The 17445-nt window shown below is 49.8% G+C and carries 13 protein-coding genes; 7 read left to right on the forward strand and 6 right to left on the reverse strand.

Annotated features, from left to right (window positions below):
• Positions 1–27: 27 nt before the first annotated feature.
• Together V8Q34_RS03970 and V8Q34_RS03975 are read left to right on the forward strand one after the other, a co-directional pair.
• Positions 28–702: an ABC transporter ATP-binding protein gene (locus V8Q34_RS03970; protein ID WP_103731639.1), complete on the forward strand. Its 675-nt coding sequence runs from the start codon at positions 28–30 to the stop codon at positions 700–702.
• Complete coding sequence (locus V8Q34_RS03975) at positions 699–3170, forward strand: ABC transporter permease (protein WP_335834867.1); 2472 nt, start codon at positions 699–701, stop codon at positions 3168–3170. The genes V8Q34_RS03970 and V8Q34_RS03975 overlap by 4 nt, the downstream gene beginning before the upstream one ends.
• Here V8Q34_RS03975 and V8Q34_RS03980 read toward each other — a convergent pair.
• Positions 3159–4508: an MATE family efflux transporter gene (locus V8Q34_RS03980; RefSeq protein ID WP_256129645.1), complete on the reverse strand. Its 1350-nt coding sequence runs from the start codon at positions 4506–4508 to the stop codon at positions 3159–3161. The genes V8Q34_RS03975 and V8Q34_RS03980 overlap by 12 nt on opposite strands.
• 67 nt (positions 4509–4575) lie before the next feature.
• On the reverse strand, positions 4576–5391 hold the full coding sequence (locus V8Q34_RS03985; RefSeq protein WP_335834868.1) for a MerR family transcriptional regulator: 816 nt from the start codon (positions 5389–5391) through the stop codon (positions 4576–4578).
• A gap of 226 nt (positions 5392–5617) precedes the next feature.
• Between V8Q34_RS03985 and V8Q34_RS03990 the strand changes: the two genes are divergently transcribed.
• The 3 genes from V8Q34_RS03990 (at position 5618) to V8Q34_RS04000 (ending at position 11710) form a co-directional block, all read left to right on the forward strand.
• The gene (locus V8Q34_RS03990) at positions 5618–9847 is read left to right on the forward strand and encodes a DEAD/DEAH box helicase (protein ID WP_335834914.1); all 4230 of its coding nucleotides are present in this window, start codon (positions 5618–5620) and stop codon (positions 9845–9847) included.
• Between the two features lie 131 nt (positions 9848–9978).
• Positions 9979–11169, forward strand: coding sequence for a M28 family peptidase (locus V8Q34_RS03995; RefSeq protein WP_335834869.1), 1191 nt, complete (start codon positions 9979–9981; stop codon positions 11167–11169).
• 145 nt (positions 11170–11314) lie between these two features.
• On the forward strand, positions 11315–11710 hold the full coding sequence (locus V8Q34_RS04000; RefSeq protein WP_033142276.1) for a pyridoxamine 5'-phosphate oxidase family protein: 396 nt from the start codon (positions 11315–11317) through the stop codon (positions 11708–11710).
• 95 nt (positions 11711–11805) lie between these two features.
• Here V8Q34_RS04000 and V8Q34_RS04005 read toward each other — a convergent pair whose 3' ends face one another.
• Positions 11806–12132: a winged helix-turn-helix transcriptional regulator gene (locus V8Q34_RS04005; RefSeq protein WP_148391376.1), complete on the reverse strand. Its 327-nt coding sequence runs from the start codon at positions 12130–12132 to the stop codon at positions 11806–11808.
• Positions 12133–12499: 367 nt separating this feature from the next.
• Between V8Q34_RS04005 and V8Q34_RS04010 the strand changes: the two genes are divergently transcribed.
• Positions 12500–15136 (forward strand): EAL domain-containing protein, encoded by a 2637-nt coding sequence (locus V8Q34_RS04010; protein WP_335834870.1) that lies wholly within the window; start codon positions 12500–12502, stop codon positions 15134–15136.
• A gap of 102 nt (positions 15137–15238) precedes the next feature.
• A complete protein-coding gene (locus V8Q34_RS04015; protein ID WP_335834871.1) occupies positions 15239–15859 on the forward strand; it encodes a DUF4317 family protein in 621 nt (206 codons plus the stop codon).
• Between the two features lie 54 nt (positions 15860–15913).
• Here the strand turns inward: V8Q34_RS04015 and V8Q34_RS04020 are convergent, their stop codons facing one another.
• From V8Q34_RS04020 to V8Q34_RS04030, 3 genes are read right to left on the reverse strand one after another with little or no spacing between them, the layout of a single operon-like run.
• Positions 15914–16393 carry a flavodoxin domain-containing protein gene (locus tag V8Q34_RS04020; protein WP_033142273.1) on the reverse strand — a complete coding sequence of 160 codons (480 nt, stop codon included), beginning with the start codon at positions 16391–16393 and terminating at the stop codon, positions 15914–15916.
• Positions 16394–16396: 3 nt separating this feature from the next.
• The gene (locus V8Q34_RS04025) at positions 16397–16804 is read right to left on the reverse strand and encodes an FMN-binding protein (RefSeq protein ID WP_225305319.1); all 408 of its coding nucleotides are present in this window, start codon (positions 16802–16804) and stop codon (positions 16397–16399) included.
• A complete protein-coding gene (locus V8Q34_RS04030) occupies positions 16801–17400 on the reverse strand; it encodes a TetR/AcrR family transcriptional regulator (RefSeq protein ID WP_033142272.1) in 600 nt (199 codons plus the stop codon). Before V8Q34_RS04030 ends, V8Q34_RS04025 begins: the two co-directional genes overlap by 4 nt.
• Between the last annotated feature and the right edge of the window lie 45 nt (positions 17401–17445).

The raw sequence follows: 17445 nt of genomic DNA on the forward strand, positions 1-17445 counted from the left end.
ATAACAGATAAGACAAGGAGAACCCCTATGAAAACAATGCTATTGGAAACAGAAGACTTATGCAAATATTACGGCAGCGGGGAAAATCTGGTGAAAGCCATAGACCATACCACCATGGACATACAGCGCGGAGAGTTCACTGCCATCGTGGGACGCTCCGGTTCGGGAAAGAGTACCCTGCTCCACATGCTGGGCGCTCTGGACCGCCCGGACAGCGGAAAGGTACGGATAGAGGGCAAAAACGTTTTTGAACTGAAAGATGAGGAGCTGGCTGTCTTCAGAAGAAGAAAGATCGGATTTATTTTTCAGAATTATAATCTGATTCCCTCCCTAAATGTCTGGGAAAATATTGTTCTTCCCATGGGGCTTGATAAAAAGAAGGTTGACCAGACCTTTGTCAGGAACCTGACAGAGCGCATCGGGATCACAGACAAGCTGAAATCCCTTCCCAGCACCCTCTCCGGAGGGCAGCAGCAGAGGGTTGCCATTGCCCGTGCCCTTGCCTCCAAACCTGCCATTATACTGGCAGATGAGCCCACCGGCAACCTGGACTCCAGAACAGAGCTGGAGGTGATCTCCCTTTTAAAAGCCTGTGTAAATGAATACGGACAGACGCTTGTTATGATCACCCATGACGAGACCATCGCCCAGATGGCTGACAGGATCCTTGTCATTGAGGACGGTAAGGTGGTGAGCCAATGAACACAATAAACCGTACTGCATTCTCCAATCTGAAATTGAATAAGGGAAGAAATATCATGGCAGGCATAGCCATCCTTCTGACCACGCTTCTCATCTTTGTCATTCCGGCGATTGGCCTTGGAACTGTAGAAATTGACATGGCGGCTGCCAACAAGGTATATCCCACCTTTCATGTGATGTACCGCAACGTGAAGCCTGATACCGCGGAGGCGATTTCCCACCGCGCAGAAGTGGAAACCGCAGGACTTCGACAGGACCCCGCCATGATTCCCGTCCCGGATGGAACCGGATGGATGGTGTACATGGATGACACAGCCCGGAAGCTCAATAAAACAAAACTGGAGGAAGGGAATTTTCCGAAAAACGGAAATGAAATTGCTGTTTCAAACGGCCTGTTAAAAGCAATGGGAATCACAGCAGGCATAGGGGATACCATAGAGCTTCCCTATCAGCCCGTGGAGGCAGATGGCGTCGGATATGAGAAAAAGCAGGAATTTGTCATCACCGGCCTGCTTCCCACCCAAAAGGACAGCGATGATTCCGGAATCTATTCCGCCATGGTCACCAGGGACTTTGTGGAGCAGGAACAGCCGGCGTCTGTCCGCAGATACAGAGTCATGCTTCGGGTAGCGGGTGCTGAAAGCATGACTACAGACGAGATCAAAGATATTTATAAGCAGATTGCCCTGGAGATGGGGATTAGCGAGGCAGATATTGCAGATAACTCTATTTACCTTTCTGCCAACTACAGAGACCCGTCTTTATACGCGGGCATTGCGGGTATTATGCTCATTGTTATCCTGGCCGGTATCATGACCATTTACAGCCTCTACTATATCACCATGATCTACAAGGTACAGGAATTCGGAAAGCTAAAAGCGCTTGGAGCCACCAAACGGCAAATTCGTCAGATTGTCTTTCGGGAGGGAATGCTGACTTCCTGTATTGCCATTCCCCTGGGCCTGATCGCCGGAAGTATTGCAGCCAGTATTGGGTATCGTTTTCTCCTATCTGCATATGGCACCGAAAACCCGCTGCGTCCTGTGGTCATAGAGCTGATTGAAAACCATGAAGTCACTCTTTTGAAGCCGTGGATATACGTCATGGCAGCAGCCGTCTCCCTGCTCACCGTGGTATGCGCACTGATCCGCCCCATGCAGATCGCTGCCAGGATTTCTCCTGTGGAGGCCATGCGCTACGACGGCAGTATGAAAACAAAGAAAAAGCTCCGCAGAGGCTGCCCGGAAATGACCCTGTTCCGCCTGACCGGAGCCAATCTATCCAGAAATAAAAAACGAACGGTTATGACCATTGTCACCCTGAGCCTCACAGGCATTCTTTTCATGGTCATCTCCACGGTACTGTCCTGCGCGGACCCGGAGGAGATAGCCAGGGACAGTATCTTTGACGAGTTTCAGATATCTGTTGACAGCCGCACCGGGGACAAGATGCATCCGGAGCTTGAGTGGTCCGTCCTGTGTAAGAACAATCCTCTGAACCGAGATTTTGAAAAACAGGTTATGAATATCCCGGGTGTGGAAAAAATAACAAAAGCAAGCCTGCTTCAGGTTGAGCTTCCCGACCTGATGGATGGGGATGAGACCTGGAAGACCGGCATTATAGGTATTCCGGAGGAATATGCCGATAAAATGCAGCAGACCGTCAAAGAGGGGTCCTGTACCTATGAGGAACTGCAGCAGGGAGATAAAATCCTGATTGATAAAAATATGCTGAGTTATATACCCGGTACCAAAATCGGTGATACCCTCCGTGTTGTGATCCGCTCCGGAAATAATCTGATCCCAAAAGAATTTGAGATCGCGGCCATTGCCGATATGCCCTACGGCATGAACCACTTATCCTTTCTGGTGCTTCCAAACTCTGTCATCCATGAACTGGCAGGACTTGAAATGGATTACTACTGGTCCGTAGCCGCTGATCAAAAAAGGCTCCAAAGTGTGGAAAAAGAACTGAAATCCCTTATAAAAACAAACGAGCTTCTGGAACTGAAAAGCTATGAGGATGAGGTGGCTTATAACGAAAAAAATACAAGCTTCTTATCCCAGCTCTGTTATGTCTTCATGATCGTTCTGGGCGGTGTGGGCATCATGAACCTGATCAACACCATGGTCAACAGTATCTATGTGAGAAGAAGAGAGCTGGGCATCATGCAGGCCATCGGCCTTTCCGAAAAACAGTTGGTGCGCATGCTGCAGTTAGAAGGAATCTTTTACACAGCGGGAACTCTGCTCCTGTCTCTCGGATTCGGAAATCTGCTGGGATACCTTGTCTTTCTCTATGCGAAAAAGAACCGGATGTTCGGTATCCTGAGTTATCATTATCCCGCTGCGCAGACAGTAGTCCTGATCATCGTCATCCTGACCATACAGCTGCTGCTGACATATCTCATCATGAAAAACTTCAGGAAACAGAGCATGATAGAACGCATCCGGCTCTCAGAAGCCTGATACGGCATCTGCCTTGCAGTTGTATGTATCTTTCCTGTCCCATATATGTTCCGGCGGGTATTTGACATACAGACGGGCACAGAACAGAAGGGCGATCATCTCTGTGACGGGAAAAGTCAGCCATACATAGGAAAGTCCCTGAAAATGAAAGACCCATGCCAGGGGGACCAGAAGAAGGATCTGCCTTAAAACAGTGACGCTGATGCTGGCTCTTCCCATATTTACCCCCTGGAAATAGACTGTCAGCATGATCACAAAAGCCGCGGGAATAAAGCTGATAGAAATAATGCGAAGCGCTGTGCAGCCAATCTCCAGAATCTCTTTTTTTCCGGAAAAGACTGTCACAAGCTCCGCCGGTACTGCCAAAAAGATGCCGCAGGCCAGGACCATCACGGTCACAGAAACGGCAATGGAGCATTTCAGTGTCTCCTTCACGCGCTTGAAATCCCCTGCCCCATAGTTAAAGCTCATGACAGGCAGTATTACCTGCTGCAGTCCCATAAGCGGAATGAAGAAGAAGGTCTGCAGCTTGTAATAGATGCCCAGCACTGTGACCGCGTCCTCTGTAAACTGTTTCAGTATCAGGTTCAGGCCCACCATATAAAGGGTATAGAGAGACTGCATGACAATGGCCGGCATTCCCGCTTTATAGATCTGTATACAGCTTCCGGCTCTGAACCTGCCGTTCAGCGGACAGTGTCTCAGCACAGAGAGCAGGACCACCGCCATGGCACTCCACTGGCCGATCACTGTGGCAATGGCGGCTCCCCGGATTCCCATTACAGGAAATCCGAACTTTCCAAAGATCAGAAGGGGGTCCAGCACGATGTTGATCAGCGCGCCGAATATCTGCGCGCACATGGGAAGTACCATATTCCCTCTGGCCTGCAGTATTTTCGTGCAGTTTGCCTCCACGAACATGCCCAGGGAAAAAAGAAAAACAATGGTACCGTACTGCATTCCCCCTGCCCGCACTAAGGGCTGGTCAGAGGAAAAACGGCAGTAAACATCTAATCCCAGCAGGCCCACTGCCGTAAAAACGGCAAAATTCACAATTCCGAGAAACAACCCGCTCTTAATCATATCATTCTGGGCCCCTGATGCCTCGGCCCCGTCCATACGCGATACCAGAATGTTGATCCCTGTTCCCGTTCCGGTTGCCACAGCAGTCATCAAAAGCTGAATGGGAAATATAATAGACAGGGCAGTCAGGCCCTCCGCCGAATATTTTGCCACAAAATAGCTGTCCACAATATTATAGACGGACTGGATCAGCAGAGCCAGCATCACCGGGGGTGACAGTTTAAGCAGTAGTTTCCATACAGGTGTCTGTTTCATATTTAACCATCCTTTCTTAACGAAAAAAAGAATAAAGGATGGAGTAACTACACAGTCAAGTGTTATTTTATATTTTTTTTAAATGGGCTTTTATTTCACAGTAATAGTCGTCAATATAGTCAAAAAGCTGCAGCCCCAGCTCATCTGCATAGACGGCATCCGTTGTGTATCCGTTTTCTTTCATCCAGGAAAAAAGCGGGCCGAAATCCGCAGACTCACGTATGATACGGACTATACAGACCGCATATTCCCCTGAGGGCATCACATGGAGGTTTTCCGGGCTTACATGGGAATAGCTGCTGTCCGCAATCTTCAGATACTCACTGCATTTGTATATATTTCCGGCCCTCATCTCGTCTATATCCAGGATATATCCGTATTTCCGCTGTATGGTATCTGCATGCCTGAGTTCATCCCTGGCGGCTGCCTGAAGGTTTGCGTGGTAGGAGGTGCCGTCCCTTGTCATAGTGCCCGCGATCACAATTTCCTCCTTCAGCCGTTTCTTTTGTACCTCTTCCGAATGGATGGCAGCGGAAACCCTTTGGTTCTCCTCGTCATACCACAGGATATCCTCCGCCACCTGCTGATAATATCTGCTCAGACGGAGGGCTTCATTTCTGTAATCCAGCAGAAGCTGGGTGATCCTGCCATTGTCATGAAAGTCCAGAATCTGCTTTACTTTATCAAGCGGCACACTTAATTTGCGGCATGTGGTTATGATGTCAAGCTGCCACAGGTTCCAGCGGGAGTAATAGCGGTATTGATTCTTTTCATCTATGTAATCCGGGACCAGCAGACCGATCTTGTTATAAAAATGCAGGGTGTCCTTTGATATTCCGGTGATCTTACTCACCTCACCGATCAAATAATATCCTTCTTTCAAATCTGTTCTCCTTATCCTTTTTCTCTGCACGTGTACGTGTATGGTATCTATCCTGTTCCTTTTGTGCACAGGAACCGTAACCATTATATATCAAAACTACAGAAAAAAGCCACCAAAACCCTACACCTGCATCCCATTTTGGTGTACAATCACAGCAGAAGACTGATACATTTATATACGTTTACGGTAAAAAACAGGGATTTGAGAGGATAAACAGATGAACGATATGACACAAGACAGCCTGCATATATTTACACAGCCCACAGCCTCCTGGTTCAGACAGGCCTTCGGACAGCCCACAAAAGTGCAGCAGGAAGCCTGGCCTGCCATACAGAGCGGAGGTCCTGTTCTGATCAGCGCACCCACCGGTACCGGCAAGACACTGTCGGCTTTTCTGGTATTTATCGACCGCCTGCAGGATCTGGCAGGAAAAGGGGAATTGAAAGAGGAGCTGTACCTGATCTATGTCTCACCGCTTAAATCTCTCGCCGGTGATATACGGGAGAATTTAAACAGACCCCTGGACGGCATCAGCGCTTTTACGGGCGGCGAGGGCGCCGGCAGGATCAACGTGGGCATCCGGACCGGGGACACACCCCAGAAGGAACGGCAGCGCATGGTAAAACACCCGCCCCATATCCTCATCATCACACCGGAATCCCTGTATCTGATGCTGACCAGCCGGACCGGGCGGACGGTTCTTAAGACAGCCAGGGCACTGGTCATCGACGAACTCCATGCTCTCATTGACACAAAACGGGGCGCCCACCTGATGCTGTCTGCCGCCAGACTGGACCGTCTCTGTAAAGCGCCTCTGCAGAGGATTGGCTTGTCCGCCACCATAGAACCGCTGCAGACGGCAGCCGATTATCTGTCTCCCGAACCGGCACATATGGTTGCGCCCCATATGCCGAAAGCGGTACAGATCGAGGTGATCGGCATTACCCAGGCCCCGGGAAGAAGAAAAGACCCCGTTTGGGAAGAACTGGCGGAGAAGGTATACAGCCGCTGTATGCAGTGCCGCAGTGTCATTGCCTTCTCCGAAGGGCGCAGATACGCAGAAAAGCTGGCCTACTATGTAAATCAGCTTGGGGGTGAAGATTTTGCCCGTGTACACCACGGCAGTCTGTCAAAAGAGCAGCGGGCAGAATCAGAAGATGCACTGCGCAGGGGAAATCTGCGCCTGCTCTGCGCTACATCCTCCATGGAGCTGGGCATTGACGTGGGTGACATTGACCAGGTACTGCAGATTGGCTGTCCCCGCACCATATCCAGTACCATGCAGCGCCTTGGCCGCGCCGGGCACAATCCGGGGCGGGTCAGTGTCATGTATATGTACCCCCGTACTGCCTCTGAAACCCTGTACTGCGGCATGACTGCCCAGGCTGCCAGACAGGGAGGCATCGAGCAGGCCAGCCCTCCCTGCATGTGCCTGGATGTACTGGCACAGCATCTGGTCTCCATGGCGGCCACAGCGAAAGATCAGGAGCCCGGCAAGGGCTCCGGCGGGATTCCCTGTACGGCGTATACCATTGATGAAGTGATGGAGATCCTTGCCCGCACTTATACCTTCCGCTCTGTCACTAGGGAGGACGTAAAAGCCGTTCTGGCCATGCTGGCAGGTGATTATGAACACAGAAGAGAGATCCCCGTGCGTCCCAGGATTCTGTACGACAGGCTGCATGAGCAGGTATTTGCTGATACCTACAGCAGAATGCTGGCCGTGGCAGCAGGAGGCACCATACCGGACAAGGGCATGTACACAGCCCGGACGGAGGACGGTGTTAAAGTAGGCGAGCTGGATGAGGAGTTTGTCTACGAATCACAGCTTGGCGACCGGTTCCTGCTGGGCTCCTTTGCCTGGAAGATCGTAAGCCAGGATAAGGATACCGTGGTGGTGACCCAGTCAGGTACGGAGGGTGCAAGGCTTCCCTTCTGGAAGGGAGAGATCAGGGGACGCAGCCTTGGGACCAGCCTGGCATTCGGAAGGATCATGAGAACACTGGCAGAGGCGGAGCGCAGGGGAACACTGACGGAAGAACTGGAACATCTGGGACTTGACCGGGCTGCCTGTGAAAATACTTCCGGTTTTTTACAGCGTCAGCTTGAAGCCACCGGAATCCTGCCCGACGATAAGACTATCGTAGTGGAACATTTCAGGGATTCCACAGGAAGCTGTCAGATCATGCTGCACGCGCTCTTCGGAAAAAGGATCAACACCCCCCTTTCTCTTCTTCTGCAGGATACCGCACAGAAATTAACGGGAAATCCTGTGGGAAGTGTAGAGGAGGAAGACGGCATCCTTCTGTATCCCTATGGGGAAAATGTACTGCCGGAGGGACTCCTTTTTTCCGTAGACGTGGATAAGGTGCGGGAGATCCTGGAGGCCATGCTTCCGGCAACCCCTGTCTTTAACATAACATTCCGTTATAATGCGGCCAGGGCCCTGATGATGGGGATGAGACGAAACGGAAGGCAGCCGCTCTGGATGCAGCGCCTCCGCAGTACGGAAATGCTGGAATCTCTCATACAGGAAAAAGACCATCCCCTGATCCGTGAAACCCGGAGGGAATGCCTGGAGGATCAGTGGGATATACAAGGCATGCTTGACATCCTCCATGCTGTGCAGAGCGGGCAGATTGCTGTAAGAGAGGTATATCTGGACAGTCCTTCCCCCATGTCTCTGCCCATGCAGTGGCGCGTGGAGGCTGAGGAGATGTACGAATATTCCCCAACCACACCGGGCATCCGGCAGGCTGTGTACGATGAACTGCGCTATATTGAAAAATTGAAGCCCTCGGCAGAAGCACTCAAAAAAGTACAGGAGCGCAGAAAACTGCCCGGGGACGCCGCAGAGCTGCATACCTTTCTGATGATGGAAGGTGATATAACAGCCCCTGAGCTGCATGATCTGTACACAGGGACACCTGAATCCGGCAGCATATCAGTCTGGCTGGAGGAGCTGGCAGCCCGGGGACTGGCGGAATATCTGGAACCGGGACTGTGGATCGCGGCAGAACAGCTTGAGGAATATAAACGTACACTCCTTGAACTGGACGAAGAGGAGGGGATGCATATCATCCGGCGAATGCTGTACTACCGGGGACCCCAGACCGCCGCACAGGTTCAGGAGCGCTATCTGCCGGATCAGGACTGTATTCTGAAGTGGCTGGAAACACTGTGCACCCAGAAGGAGCTGACAGAGGACAAAGGCCTGTATTACCACGCCAAACTCTATGACCGGGCCAGAAATGCCACAATCCGCAGTTTACGCACAGAGGCGGTCACACAGCCGCCGGAACATTACGCGGCACTGGCGGCAGGCAGAATCCTCATAAATGCCTCACCGGAAGAGCAGCTGAAGCAGACCATAGAACTTTTCTGCGGTCAGGGATTCCCGGTCACCTTCTGGGAGAACATTATCTTAGCCGGTAGAGTCCGCAGATACAGCGAAGGGCTTCTTGACCGGATTTTGACAGAAGGGGACTACTTCTGGAAGATGCTGCCTCAGGGCATGCTCTGTTTCCTCAAATATGATAAGATTGACTGGGACACCCCGCCTGCTGAAGAGATTTCTTCCGAAGACCAGGAGGAACAAACCCTTTACCGGGAACTGCGCCGCCGCGGTGCCAGCTTTTTAAAAGCACTGACCAATATCCCTGTATCCAAAGATGTGCGCAGCCTGCTCATGGAGCTGGCCCAAAAGGGACTGGTGTGCGCGGACAGCTTTATCCCGGTAAGACAGTGGCTGAACAGGGATAAGATCCAAAAGGCAGCGGCAAGACAGCGTGTCAATGCCAGGATCACCGCTCTGTCCGCAGGACGTTGGGATATCATTCACCCTCTGAAGACCCCGTCCACGGAAGAACTTCTGGAAACCTTTTTCCGTGAAAATATCATTCTGTGCAGGGAAACCTTCCGGCGTTCCCTCTCTCTCCATGCAGACCTTTGCCGGGAATCCGCGCCTGACTGGAAACAGGCGCTGGAGGTGCTCCGTATCTGGGAGTTCACGGGCCAGGTGAGAAGAGGGTATTTTGTGCGGGGACTCTCCGGCGCCCAGTTTATACGAAAACAGGATTATAAGGGGATCGTACAGGCTCTGGCACATCCGGAAGAGCAGATCATCTGGCTGAACGCATCAGACCCCGCACAGCTCTGGGGAAAGGTACTGGAGCATCCGGAGGGCCGTTCTTTTCTCAACGTTCCCGGCACTGCCGTGGCGCTTCGCGGCGGAATTCCCGTCATGGTGCTGGAACGGCAGGGAAAAATCCTGCGGATACTGGAGCATGCGGATATAGCTGCTGTACTGAAAGAATTTGTCCGCGCGTTCAGGGAAAAGGCCGTCTTTCCGGAAAAGAAAAGGCTTCTCATAAAAGAATACCCGGCATATGCAGGTGACGCTTTAAAAGATGCAGGCTTTAGCCGGGAAATGATGGACTATGTCTTATACCGATAAGGGCTATTTCTGACCTCTTAGAACCATTATCCTGCCGGCAGATTCAGCAAATAAAGTCGAGGCATTTTTTTATGAAAATGTTACACTTGACAAAGCATATGGATCAAACGAAAAACGAGGAGGTCACAGAAATGGAGATACAAAAAAAGATAGAAGGTCACCTGAACACACTCTGCAGAGAAATCGGCGCAAGACCCACAGGCTCAAAGGCCAATCAGAAGGCAGCCGCATATGCCGGCAGAGTATTCGCTGACGCCGGCCTTAACGTTACAAAACAGGAATTTGACTGTATGGACTGGACAGAAAACGGCAGTACGCTCACAGTTGACGGACAAGATATTCCCACAGCCCCGGCACCGTTTTCACTTCCCTGCAGCGTGCAGGGAGAACTTCTCTGCATCCGCTCCCTGGAGGAGCTTCGCAGCGCACCTGCTGCCGGGAAAATAGTGGTACTGTGCGGTGAGCTGGCAGCAGAGCCGCTGATGCCGAAAAGCTTTGTGTTCTGGAATCCCGACGAGCACAGAGAAACCATCTCCCTGCTGGAAAGGGGCGGAGCAAAGGCTGTGCTGACCTTAAGCCTTTCCCCTGAACAATTCGTTCCGGTTATTGAGGACGGAGACTTTCAGGTTCCATGTGCCGTGATCCTTCCGAAACACCTTCCGCTGCTTAAAAGCGGTCTTTCTGTATCACTTACTCTGAACACAAAAAGACACTCCGCAAAGGCCGCCAATATCCTTGCCGTCTACGGAAGCGGCAGACAAAAGGTCTGTGTCTCAGCACATATTGATACCAGGCCGGGAACCCCGGGTGCCCTGGACAACGCATCCGGAGTGGCTGTGCTTCTTGCACTGGCAGAGCATCTTTCAGGGCAGGAGCTGCCATACCGCATTGAATTTGTACTCTTTAACGGTGAAGACTATTATTCCACCCCTGGAGAAATGGTGTATCTTTCCTCTTACCTTTCTTCTCCAAAGGAATATATCTGCGCGTTCAATCTGGACGGCGTGGGCGCGAAAGGGCAGAGCACTGCATACTCGTTTTATGAGTGTCCCCAAAATCTGTTGAGCTGTATTTCCGGCTGCGCGGCAGACCTTGATGGATTTGAACAGATCGAGCCATGGCCTCAGGGAGACCACACCCTGTTTTCTTTTTCCGGTGTTCCCACAGTCTCTGTTACCTCCGGCAACATATTCGGACTGGCAGAGCGCATTCTTCACACGGAACACGATACACCGGACTTGATTGATACCAATAAACTGGAGGCTCTTGTAAATTTTCTCCACACCCTGCTTTGCGGCGGCAGTATCGAACAGATACTATAACACCTCTCGGTGCCTATCCCACTTTAAAGTGCATACTTTGCAAAATCCTTTCACTGCCTTATGATAAACATATAAGAAGCGGCCGCTTCAAACAAAGGACAGGAACAATCCGGCAAATACAACATTTCAGAGAGGATGGAACAAAATGAAAAGAGTAGTGGAATTTTTACAGGCAAACCCGGTACAGTATCTGGCAACTGTCGGCAGAGACGGCAAGGCAAAATGCCGCCCCTTCATGTTCTGCTTTGAGAAAAAGGGAAAACTCTGGTTCTGCACCAACACTACAAAAGAAGTGTACAAAGATATGCAGGCGAACCCTGAGATAGAGGTTACTGTCTCCGACGCGTCATACACCTGGCTCCGCCTGCACGGCAAAGCAGTCTTTGAGGACAATATGAAAGTAAAAGAGGCCTGCATGGCCAATCCCATTGTAAAAGGCCAGTACAATACTGCGGACAATCCGATCTTCGTGGTATTCTATCTGGAAGAACCCCATGGCGTGATCGCGGACTTCTCCGGCAATCCGCCTTATGAATTCTGAAAATTTCTTTGACAGGACTCCGCTTTTGCCTTAACAGAGATCAAAAAAGATTCGGATAAAACGGCTCTTTTTTGGTCTCTGAAAAACGCAGTTACCTAATCCAGACGATTCTTATAATTTGTCCCCCAGGTCACCATGGAATCCAGAATCGGTTTCAGACTGTATCCTGTTTCCGTGAGGGTATATTCCACTTTGGGCGGAACTTCCGGGTACACCTTCCTGGTGAGAAGCCCGTCCGCCTCCATATTGCGCAGATGGCTGGTCAGCACTTTCTGGGTGATACCGGAAACCGAACGCATCAGTTCACTAAATCTTTTTGTTCCTGTCAGCAGATCCCGGATAATGAGCACCTTCCATTTATCCCCAATAAGCTGCAACGTCATTTCCACCGGACAGTCCGGTATTTTCTTTTCCTGATTCATGGAAACATCTCCTTGGTATGTAAAAGTATGTACAGACATTAATCAATATTTATTTTCATTATATACTGCCCTCGGGAAAATGCAAGAAGGCACCGGGAAGTATTCTAGTATCAAAAAGATACCAGCCGCAATTGACGGTACCCGCTCCAAAGAGTTATACTGTTACTGGACAGTACCGCTCTTTTTTTGCTGTCAAAACGAAGAACCTCTGATTATTTTCTTGATAAAGAAATGGTCACATGTTAAAATAATCTGGAACACACATGAGCATAGTGGACCGCATTCTGCAGAAACCACAGACTGCTCAATACTAATATAATAACTGTTGTGATAGGCAGTCAGCCGGAGAGGTAAGAGGAACGATGGAATGAGATCCAAAAAAAATATACTGGTAGTAGAAGATAATGCTATCAATCGAATGATGTTATGTGAAATTCTGACTCCTGAATATACGGTCCTGGAAGCAGAGAACGGACAAGAGGCGCTTTTGGTTCTGCAGGAATGCAAAGAGGAGATTTCCCTGATTCTGCTGGATATCATTATGCCTGTCATGGATGGGCATACCTTCCTTTCCATTATAGAAAAAAATCCCTCCTACGCGTCCATCCCCGTGATTGTGGCAACACAGAGTGACAGCGAGACAGATGAGATTGCGGCCCTCTCCAGCGGTGCAACGGAGTTTGTGACAAAGCCCTATAATCCCCAGGCGATCCTGCGCCGGGTCGCAAGCATCATCCGTCTGCGGGAGACTGCCGCTATCATCAATCAGTTTCAGTTCGACAGGCTTACCGGTCTCTACAGCAAAGAATTCTTCTATCAGCGGGTCAGAGAAACCCTGGAACAGACCCCTGACCAGGAGTACGATATCGTATGCTCCGATATTGAGAATTTCAAACTGGTCAATGACATATTCGGAACACCTGCCGGGGACAGACTGCTGTGCAGCGTGGCTGATATGTACACAGGACTGGTGGGAGAGGAAGGAATCTGCGGCCGTCTCCACGCGGACCAGTTTGCCTGTCTGATGAAACACCGGGAGGATTACCGGGATGAATTTTTCATACAGGCAGGCGCACAGATCAGTAAAACCGGCAGTATGCGCAGCATTGTGATGAAATGGGGTATTTATGCGGTTGAAGACCGCTTACTGCCGGTGGAACAGATGTGCGATCGCGCCCTTCTGGCTGCGCGGAAAATCAAAGGACAATACGGAAAGTATTATTCCAAATATGACGATGACCTGCGCAACCAAATGCTCCACGAACAGGCTATCACGGATGTTATGGAAAACGCGCTGGCAGAGGAGCAGTTTATTGTCTATCTGCAGCCGAAATACAGCATCAGCACAGAGCGGCTGGCCGGCGCGGAGGCTCTCGTGCGCTGGGAACATCCCAAATGGGGCTTTCAGTCCCCGGCGGCATTTATTCCGCTCTTTGAACGGAACGGCTTTATCACCAACCTTGACCAGTATGTCTGGGAAAAGACCTGTGCCATCTTACAGAAATGGGACAGCATAGGTTATCCGCCCATTCCTGTCTCAGTCAATGTATCCAGGGCAGATATCTATCAGGTGGATCTGGCTGATGTCCTCCTGAAGATGGTCAGCAGATACGGTCTTGCGCCTTCACGCCTTCATCTGGAGATCACAGAGAGTGCCTATACGGAGGATCCTGACCAGATCATCTCCACAGTCCGCCATCTGCGTGAACTGGGATTCATTATCGAGATGGATGACTTCGGAAGCGGCTACTCCTCCCTGAACATGCTGAACCAGCTCCCGCTTGATATCCTGAAGCTGGATATGAAATTTATCCAAAGCGAGACAGCAAAGCCCATGGATCAGGGCATTCTCGGTTTTATCATGGGGCTTGCACGCTGGATGGATCTGCGGGTGGTGGCAGAGGGCGTGGAGACCAGGGAACAACTGGAGCGTCTGAAGGAGATCGGATGCGACTATGTACAGGGCTACTATTTTGCCCGGCCCATGCCCAGTGAAGAATTTGAATCCCTCTTAAAGAGACAGGACAGCACGAAGGAAGAAACAGAGGCGGAAGCGTCTTCCCTCGGCAGCACATCCCTGTCCGGATATATTCTCGTGGCAGAGGAGGATGATGCGTACCGAAACCAGATCTGCAGCCTGCTGAGAAACAGATTTAAGATCATAGAAGCGGTTACCGGAAAGGAAGCTCTGGGATTTATCGTCCGCTATGAGCGTGAGCTTTCCGGTGTCGTTCTAAGCCTCACCTTACCGGAACTCAGCGGTTTTTCCGTATTGGAAATTCTGCAGAGGGAAAAGGCGGTCTGGAATATCCCTGTGGTCGCCACAGCCCCGCCTGATCCACGGACAGAAGATCAGGCAGTTGAGATGGGTGCCGATGACTTCGCATATAAACCCTGTTCCGCAAAAATAATAGAAAGACGGCTCATAAACGCCATGGAGCGCTCTCTGTCTTACGAGAGCAGGCAGACCTTACATGAGGATGCCTGCCGGGATTATCTGACAGGACTGCTAAACCGCCGCGGTCTCAATGCCGCGGTAAGGATCATGAAAAAAGAAGATGCCCCCATGGCAGTCTTTTTATTCGATATTGATAATTTAAAACAGGTTAATGAAACGCTTGGACACAGCCTCGGTGACCGTCTTTTGAAAAAATTCGGAGACCTTCTCCACGCCCGGACAAGAAGCAATGACATTCTGGCCCGGTTCGGCGGCGATGAATTTCTTGTCATCATGAGACAGATGGGCTCTGAAGAGACAGCGCTGAAAAAAGGTGAGGAAATCTGCGGCGGATTCCAGAACGGGGCGCTTACAGACCAGTTACCCATAAGCTGTACCTGCGGAGCAGTCATCTGGAACAATGATGTCCCCCTTGACAATATCATATCACAGGCCGATAAAGCCTTATACCAGGCTAAACTAAACGGTAAAGGCGGCTGCAGCGTCAGACACCAGTCGGGCCTGTCGGATTCATCGAACGACAGGCAAAACGGTTCGCGGGATTAACCCTGCGGACCGTTTCCTTTTTTTCTTCAAAAAACATCTTGTGAACAAACCAGGATTGTGATATGAATATATAGAAAATATATTCTTCACAAGGAGACCGAAATGATAAACAGAGAGGATATGCTGGAACTAACCAGACGCATGACACCAGCCAGAACGTCCATGACAAGAGCTGCCGGCAGCTATATGGATGCGGACGGTGATATAGACGGCACTTTTAATACAAATTTTCTGAAGCTTTCCCCATCCGATAAAGGGAAAAACCTGGCAATCGCAAAGGCCATTCCCTTTTCCGCCACCAATAAAAATCTAAAGCGATACCGATTTCCGGAGGATTCCATGAAAGCGGGCAGTATGCGCCAGCTCCTCATGGGAATGAAATCCTGCGGTCTGAAAAACGACGTGCTGATGGAGACATTCTACGACCTGATCGCGGAATCCTATGAATCAAACGGCGGCTACGCGGTCCTTGTCTACCACGACCGTTATGATGTACCTGTAAAAGCTGCGGATCATAAGAGGGTAGGGGAGTCAGAAGAAGTGTTTGAATACATCATCTGCGCCATCTGCCCATTAGAGGGCGACTATGAACCGGGTAAACCGGAGTGTGGGTTTCTTTTCCCTGCCTTTGCAGACAGAAGCGCAGATGTGGACCACATTGACGTATTTCAGTCAGATACCGGACATCCCCATTTAGAATTGTTGAAAATATTAGGTCTGTGATTTTTGCCGCTACAGAATTCCGGCCTTCTTTAGAGAACGCGGCGGGTATTCTTCTTACAGGACCTGAATGGCTTTTGAAAAGCATTCTATATTCTCAGAAGAAATCTTCAGGGTTTCCCCGCGTCTCTTCATGGCCGCTTTCATGATCAGCTTGTCAAAAGCCTTCATTTTCTCTGTTCTGGCCTCACCGCCAAAACACTTTATTACCGCGTTCTTTCTGAGGGAAGGCGGAAAATTTGAAGACAGGTATTCCTCAAACTGTTCCTGGAATCCGCAGCAGAGGAAAATTCCTATTTTTTTACTGCTCAGCAATGATTCGTTTGCCTTACAAAATGCTTTCATTTTCTTTGATACCGCGCCGATATAAATGGAACTTCCCAAAATGATGGTATCAAAATCTTTAAGGTCAGCAGGGCTCTTGGAAACCCGGTCGATATCTGTAAGAGATACAGAACCGGATAATCTGGATTTCAATTGCTGCGCACAGTCCGCGGTACACCCATATCTGCTTGCGTAAATAATCATTGTATTCATTTCTTATTCTCCTTTTTTCAAAGCATTTTCTACAGCTTTTCGTATAGTATCACTGCTGTATGTGGCAGAACTGACCGCATCTACCTCCAGTGACTGCTGTTCGACAATGTCGTCGATGATTTTTTCGCCCGGTCTGCCCAACAATGTATCATGTTCCAGTATGGTGATGCTCTTTAGTTTCCCATCACTGACTTCAACAGAAACAGCGGCCTTAACGAATCCATTGTCAGCGCGTCCAACATAGGTACCGTCACTGACAGATGAGATATCCATGTTTGATATTTCCATTTTCTCAGGCTTTTGTGTCAGCATTACAATAAAAATTATGCCCAGAAGTACAGCGAACACAATACCTGCCCCTGCAAGCAGCTTTGGTAAAATGCCCCTGCGGGCTTTGGAAGATGCTTTCACAGTTTTATACCTCCTAATAAAATTCCCACAAAATCCTCTGTAAGCTGTTCAAAACCAGCAAGCAGATATGTCTGATTTTCAATGGCGCTCATGACAAATCCCAGCATTGCACTGACGATCATCCAAGAATGTCCGGCGGTCACAGGTCTGAAGACTGCCTGTTTGATTCCGTCTGCAAGGAGTTCGTCGAACATGGCGATTCCGGAGTTGGTGGGCTTTCCATCTGTACTGTCATTTGCAAATATAACATTCACTCCGCTGAACATGACAGCTTTTACCATTTCCGGTTCCTCACAGAGCGTTTGGATAAAGATCCGCATCATCTTATGTACCTTCTGGTCTGCAGACACCACAGTATCCTGTTGGGAGAGATTATCCATTACCTTGCCGTAGAGCTTTTGGGCCATATCTTTGATGATCTCCGCCTTATCCTTATAATAGAGATAAATCGTAGTGGGAGAGTATTCAATTCTGGAAGCTATTTTTCTGATGGACAGCTTCTCATATCCCTCCTGCTCAATGATCTCTATGGCCGCAGTCATGATTTTCTGCTTCATCTCCGCTTTTTCCACGTCACGCCGTTCTTTAATTCCCATATACGCCTCCGATTAACAGTGTTAATTATATTTACAACGTAATTA

The sequence above is a fragment of the Blautia sp. JLR.GB0024 genome (assembly GCF_037000545.1).
Classification (GTDB): domain Bacteria; phylum Bacillota; class Clostridia; order Lachnospirales; family Lachnospiraceae; genus Blautia; species Blautia celeris.

What these genes read in the sequence shown, in the direction of transcription:
- V8Q34_RS03970 (WP_103731639.1), top strand. Translation starts at nt 28, where the DNA reads ATGAAAACAATGCTATTGGAAACAGAAGACTTATGCAAATATTACGGC.
- V8Q34_RS03975 (WP_335834867.1), top strand. Translation starts at nt 699, where the DNA reads ATGAACACAATAAACCGTACTGCATTCTCCAATCTGAAATTGAATAAG.
- V8Q34_RS03980 (WP_256129645.1), bottom strand. Translation starts at nt 4,508, where the DNA reads ATGAAACAGACACCTGTATGGAAACTACTGCTTAAACTGTCACCCCCG.
- V8Q34_RS03990 (WP_335834914.1), top strand. Translation starts at nt 5,618, where the DNA reads ATGACACAAGACAGCCTGCATATATTTACACAGCCCACAGCCTCCTGG.
- V8Q34_RS03995 (WP_335834869.1), top strand. Translation starts at nt 9,979, where the DNA reads ATGGAGATACAAAAAAAGATAGAAGGTCACCTGAACACACTCTGCAGA.
- V8Q34_RS04000 (WP_033142276.1), top strand. Translation starts at nt 11,315, where the DNA reads ATGAAAAGAGTAGTGGAATTTTTACAGGCAAACCCGGTACAGTATCTG.
- V8Q34_RS04005 (WP_148391376.1), bottom strand. Translation starts at nt 12,132, where the DNA reads ATGAATCAGGAAAAGAAAATACCGGACTGTCCGGTGGAAATGACGTTG.
- V8Q34_RS04010 (WP_335834870.1), top strand. Translation starts at nt 12,500, where the DNA reads ATGAGATCCAAAAAAAATATACTGGTAGTAGAAGATAATGCTATCAAT.
- V8Q34_RS04015 (WP_335834871.1), top strand. Translation starts at nt 15,239, where the DNA reads ATGATAAACAGAGAGGATATGCTGGAACTAACCAGACGCATGACACCA.
- V8Q34_RS04020 (WP_033142273.1), bottom strand. Translation starts at nt 16,393, where the DNA reads ATGAATACAATGATTATTTACGCAAGCAGATATGGGTGTACCGCGGAC.
- V8Q34_RS04030 (WP_033142272.1), bottom strand. Translation starts at nt 17,400, where the DNA reads ATGGGAATTAAAGAACGGCGTGACGTGGAAAAAGCGGAGATGAAGCAG.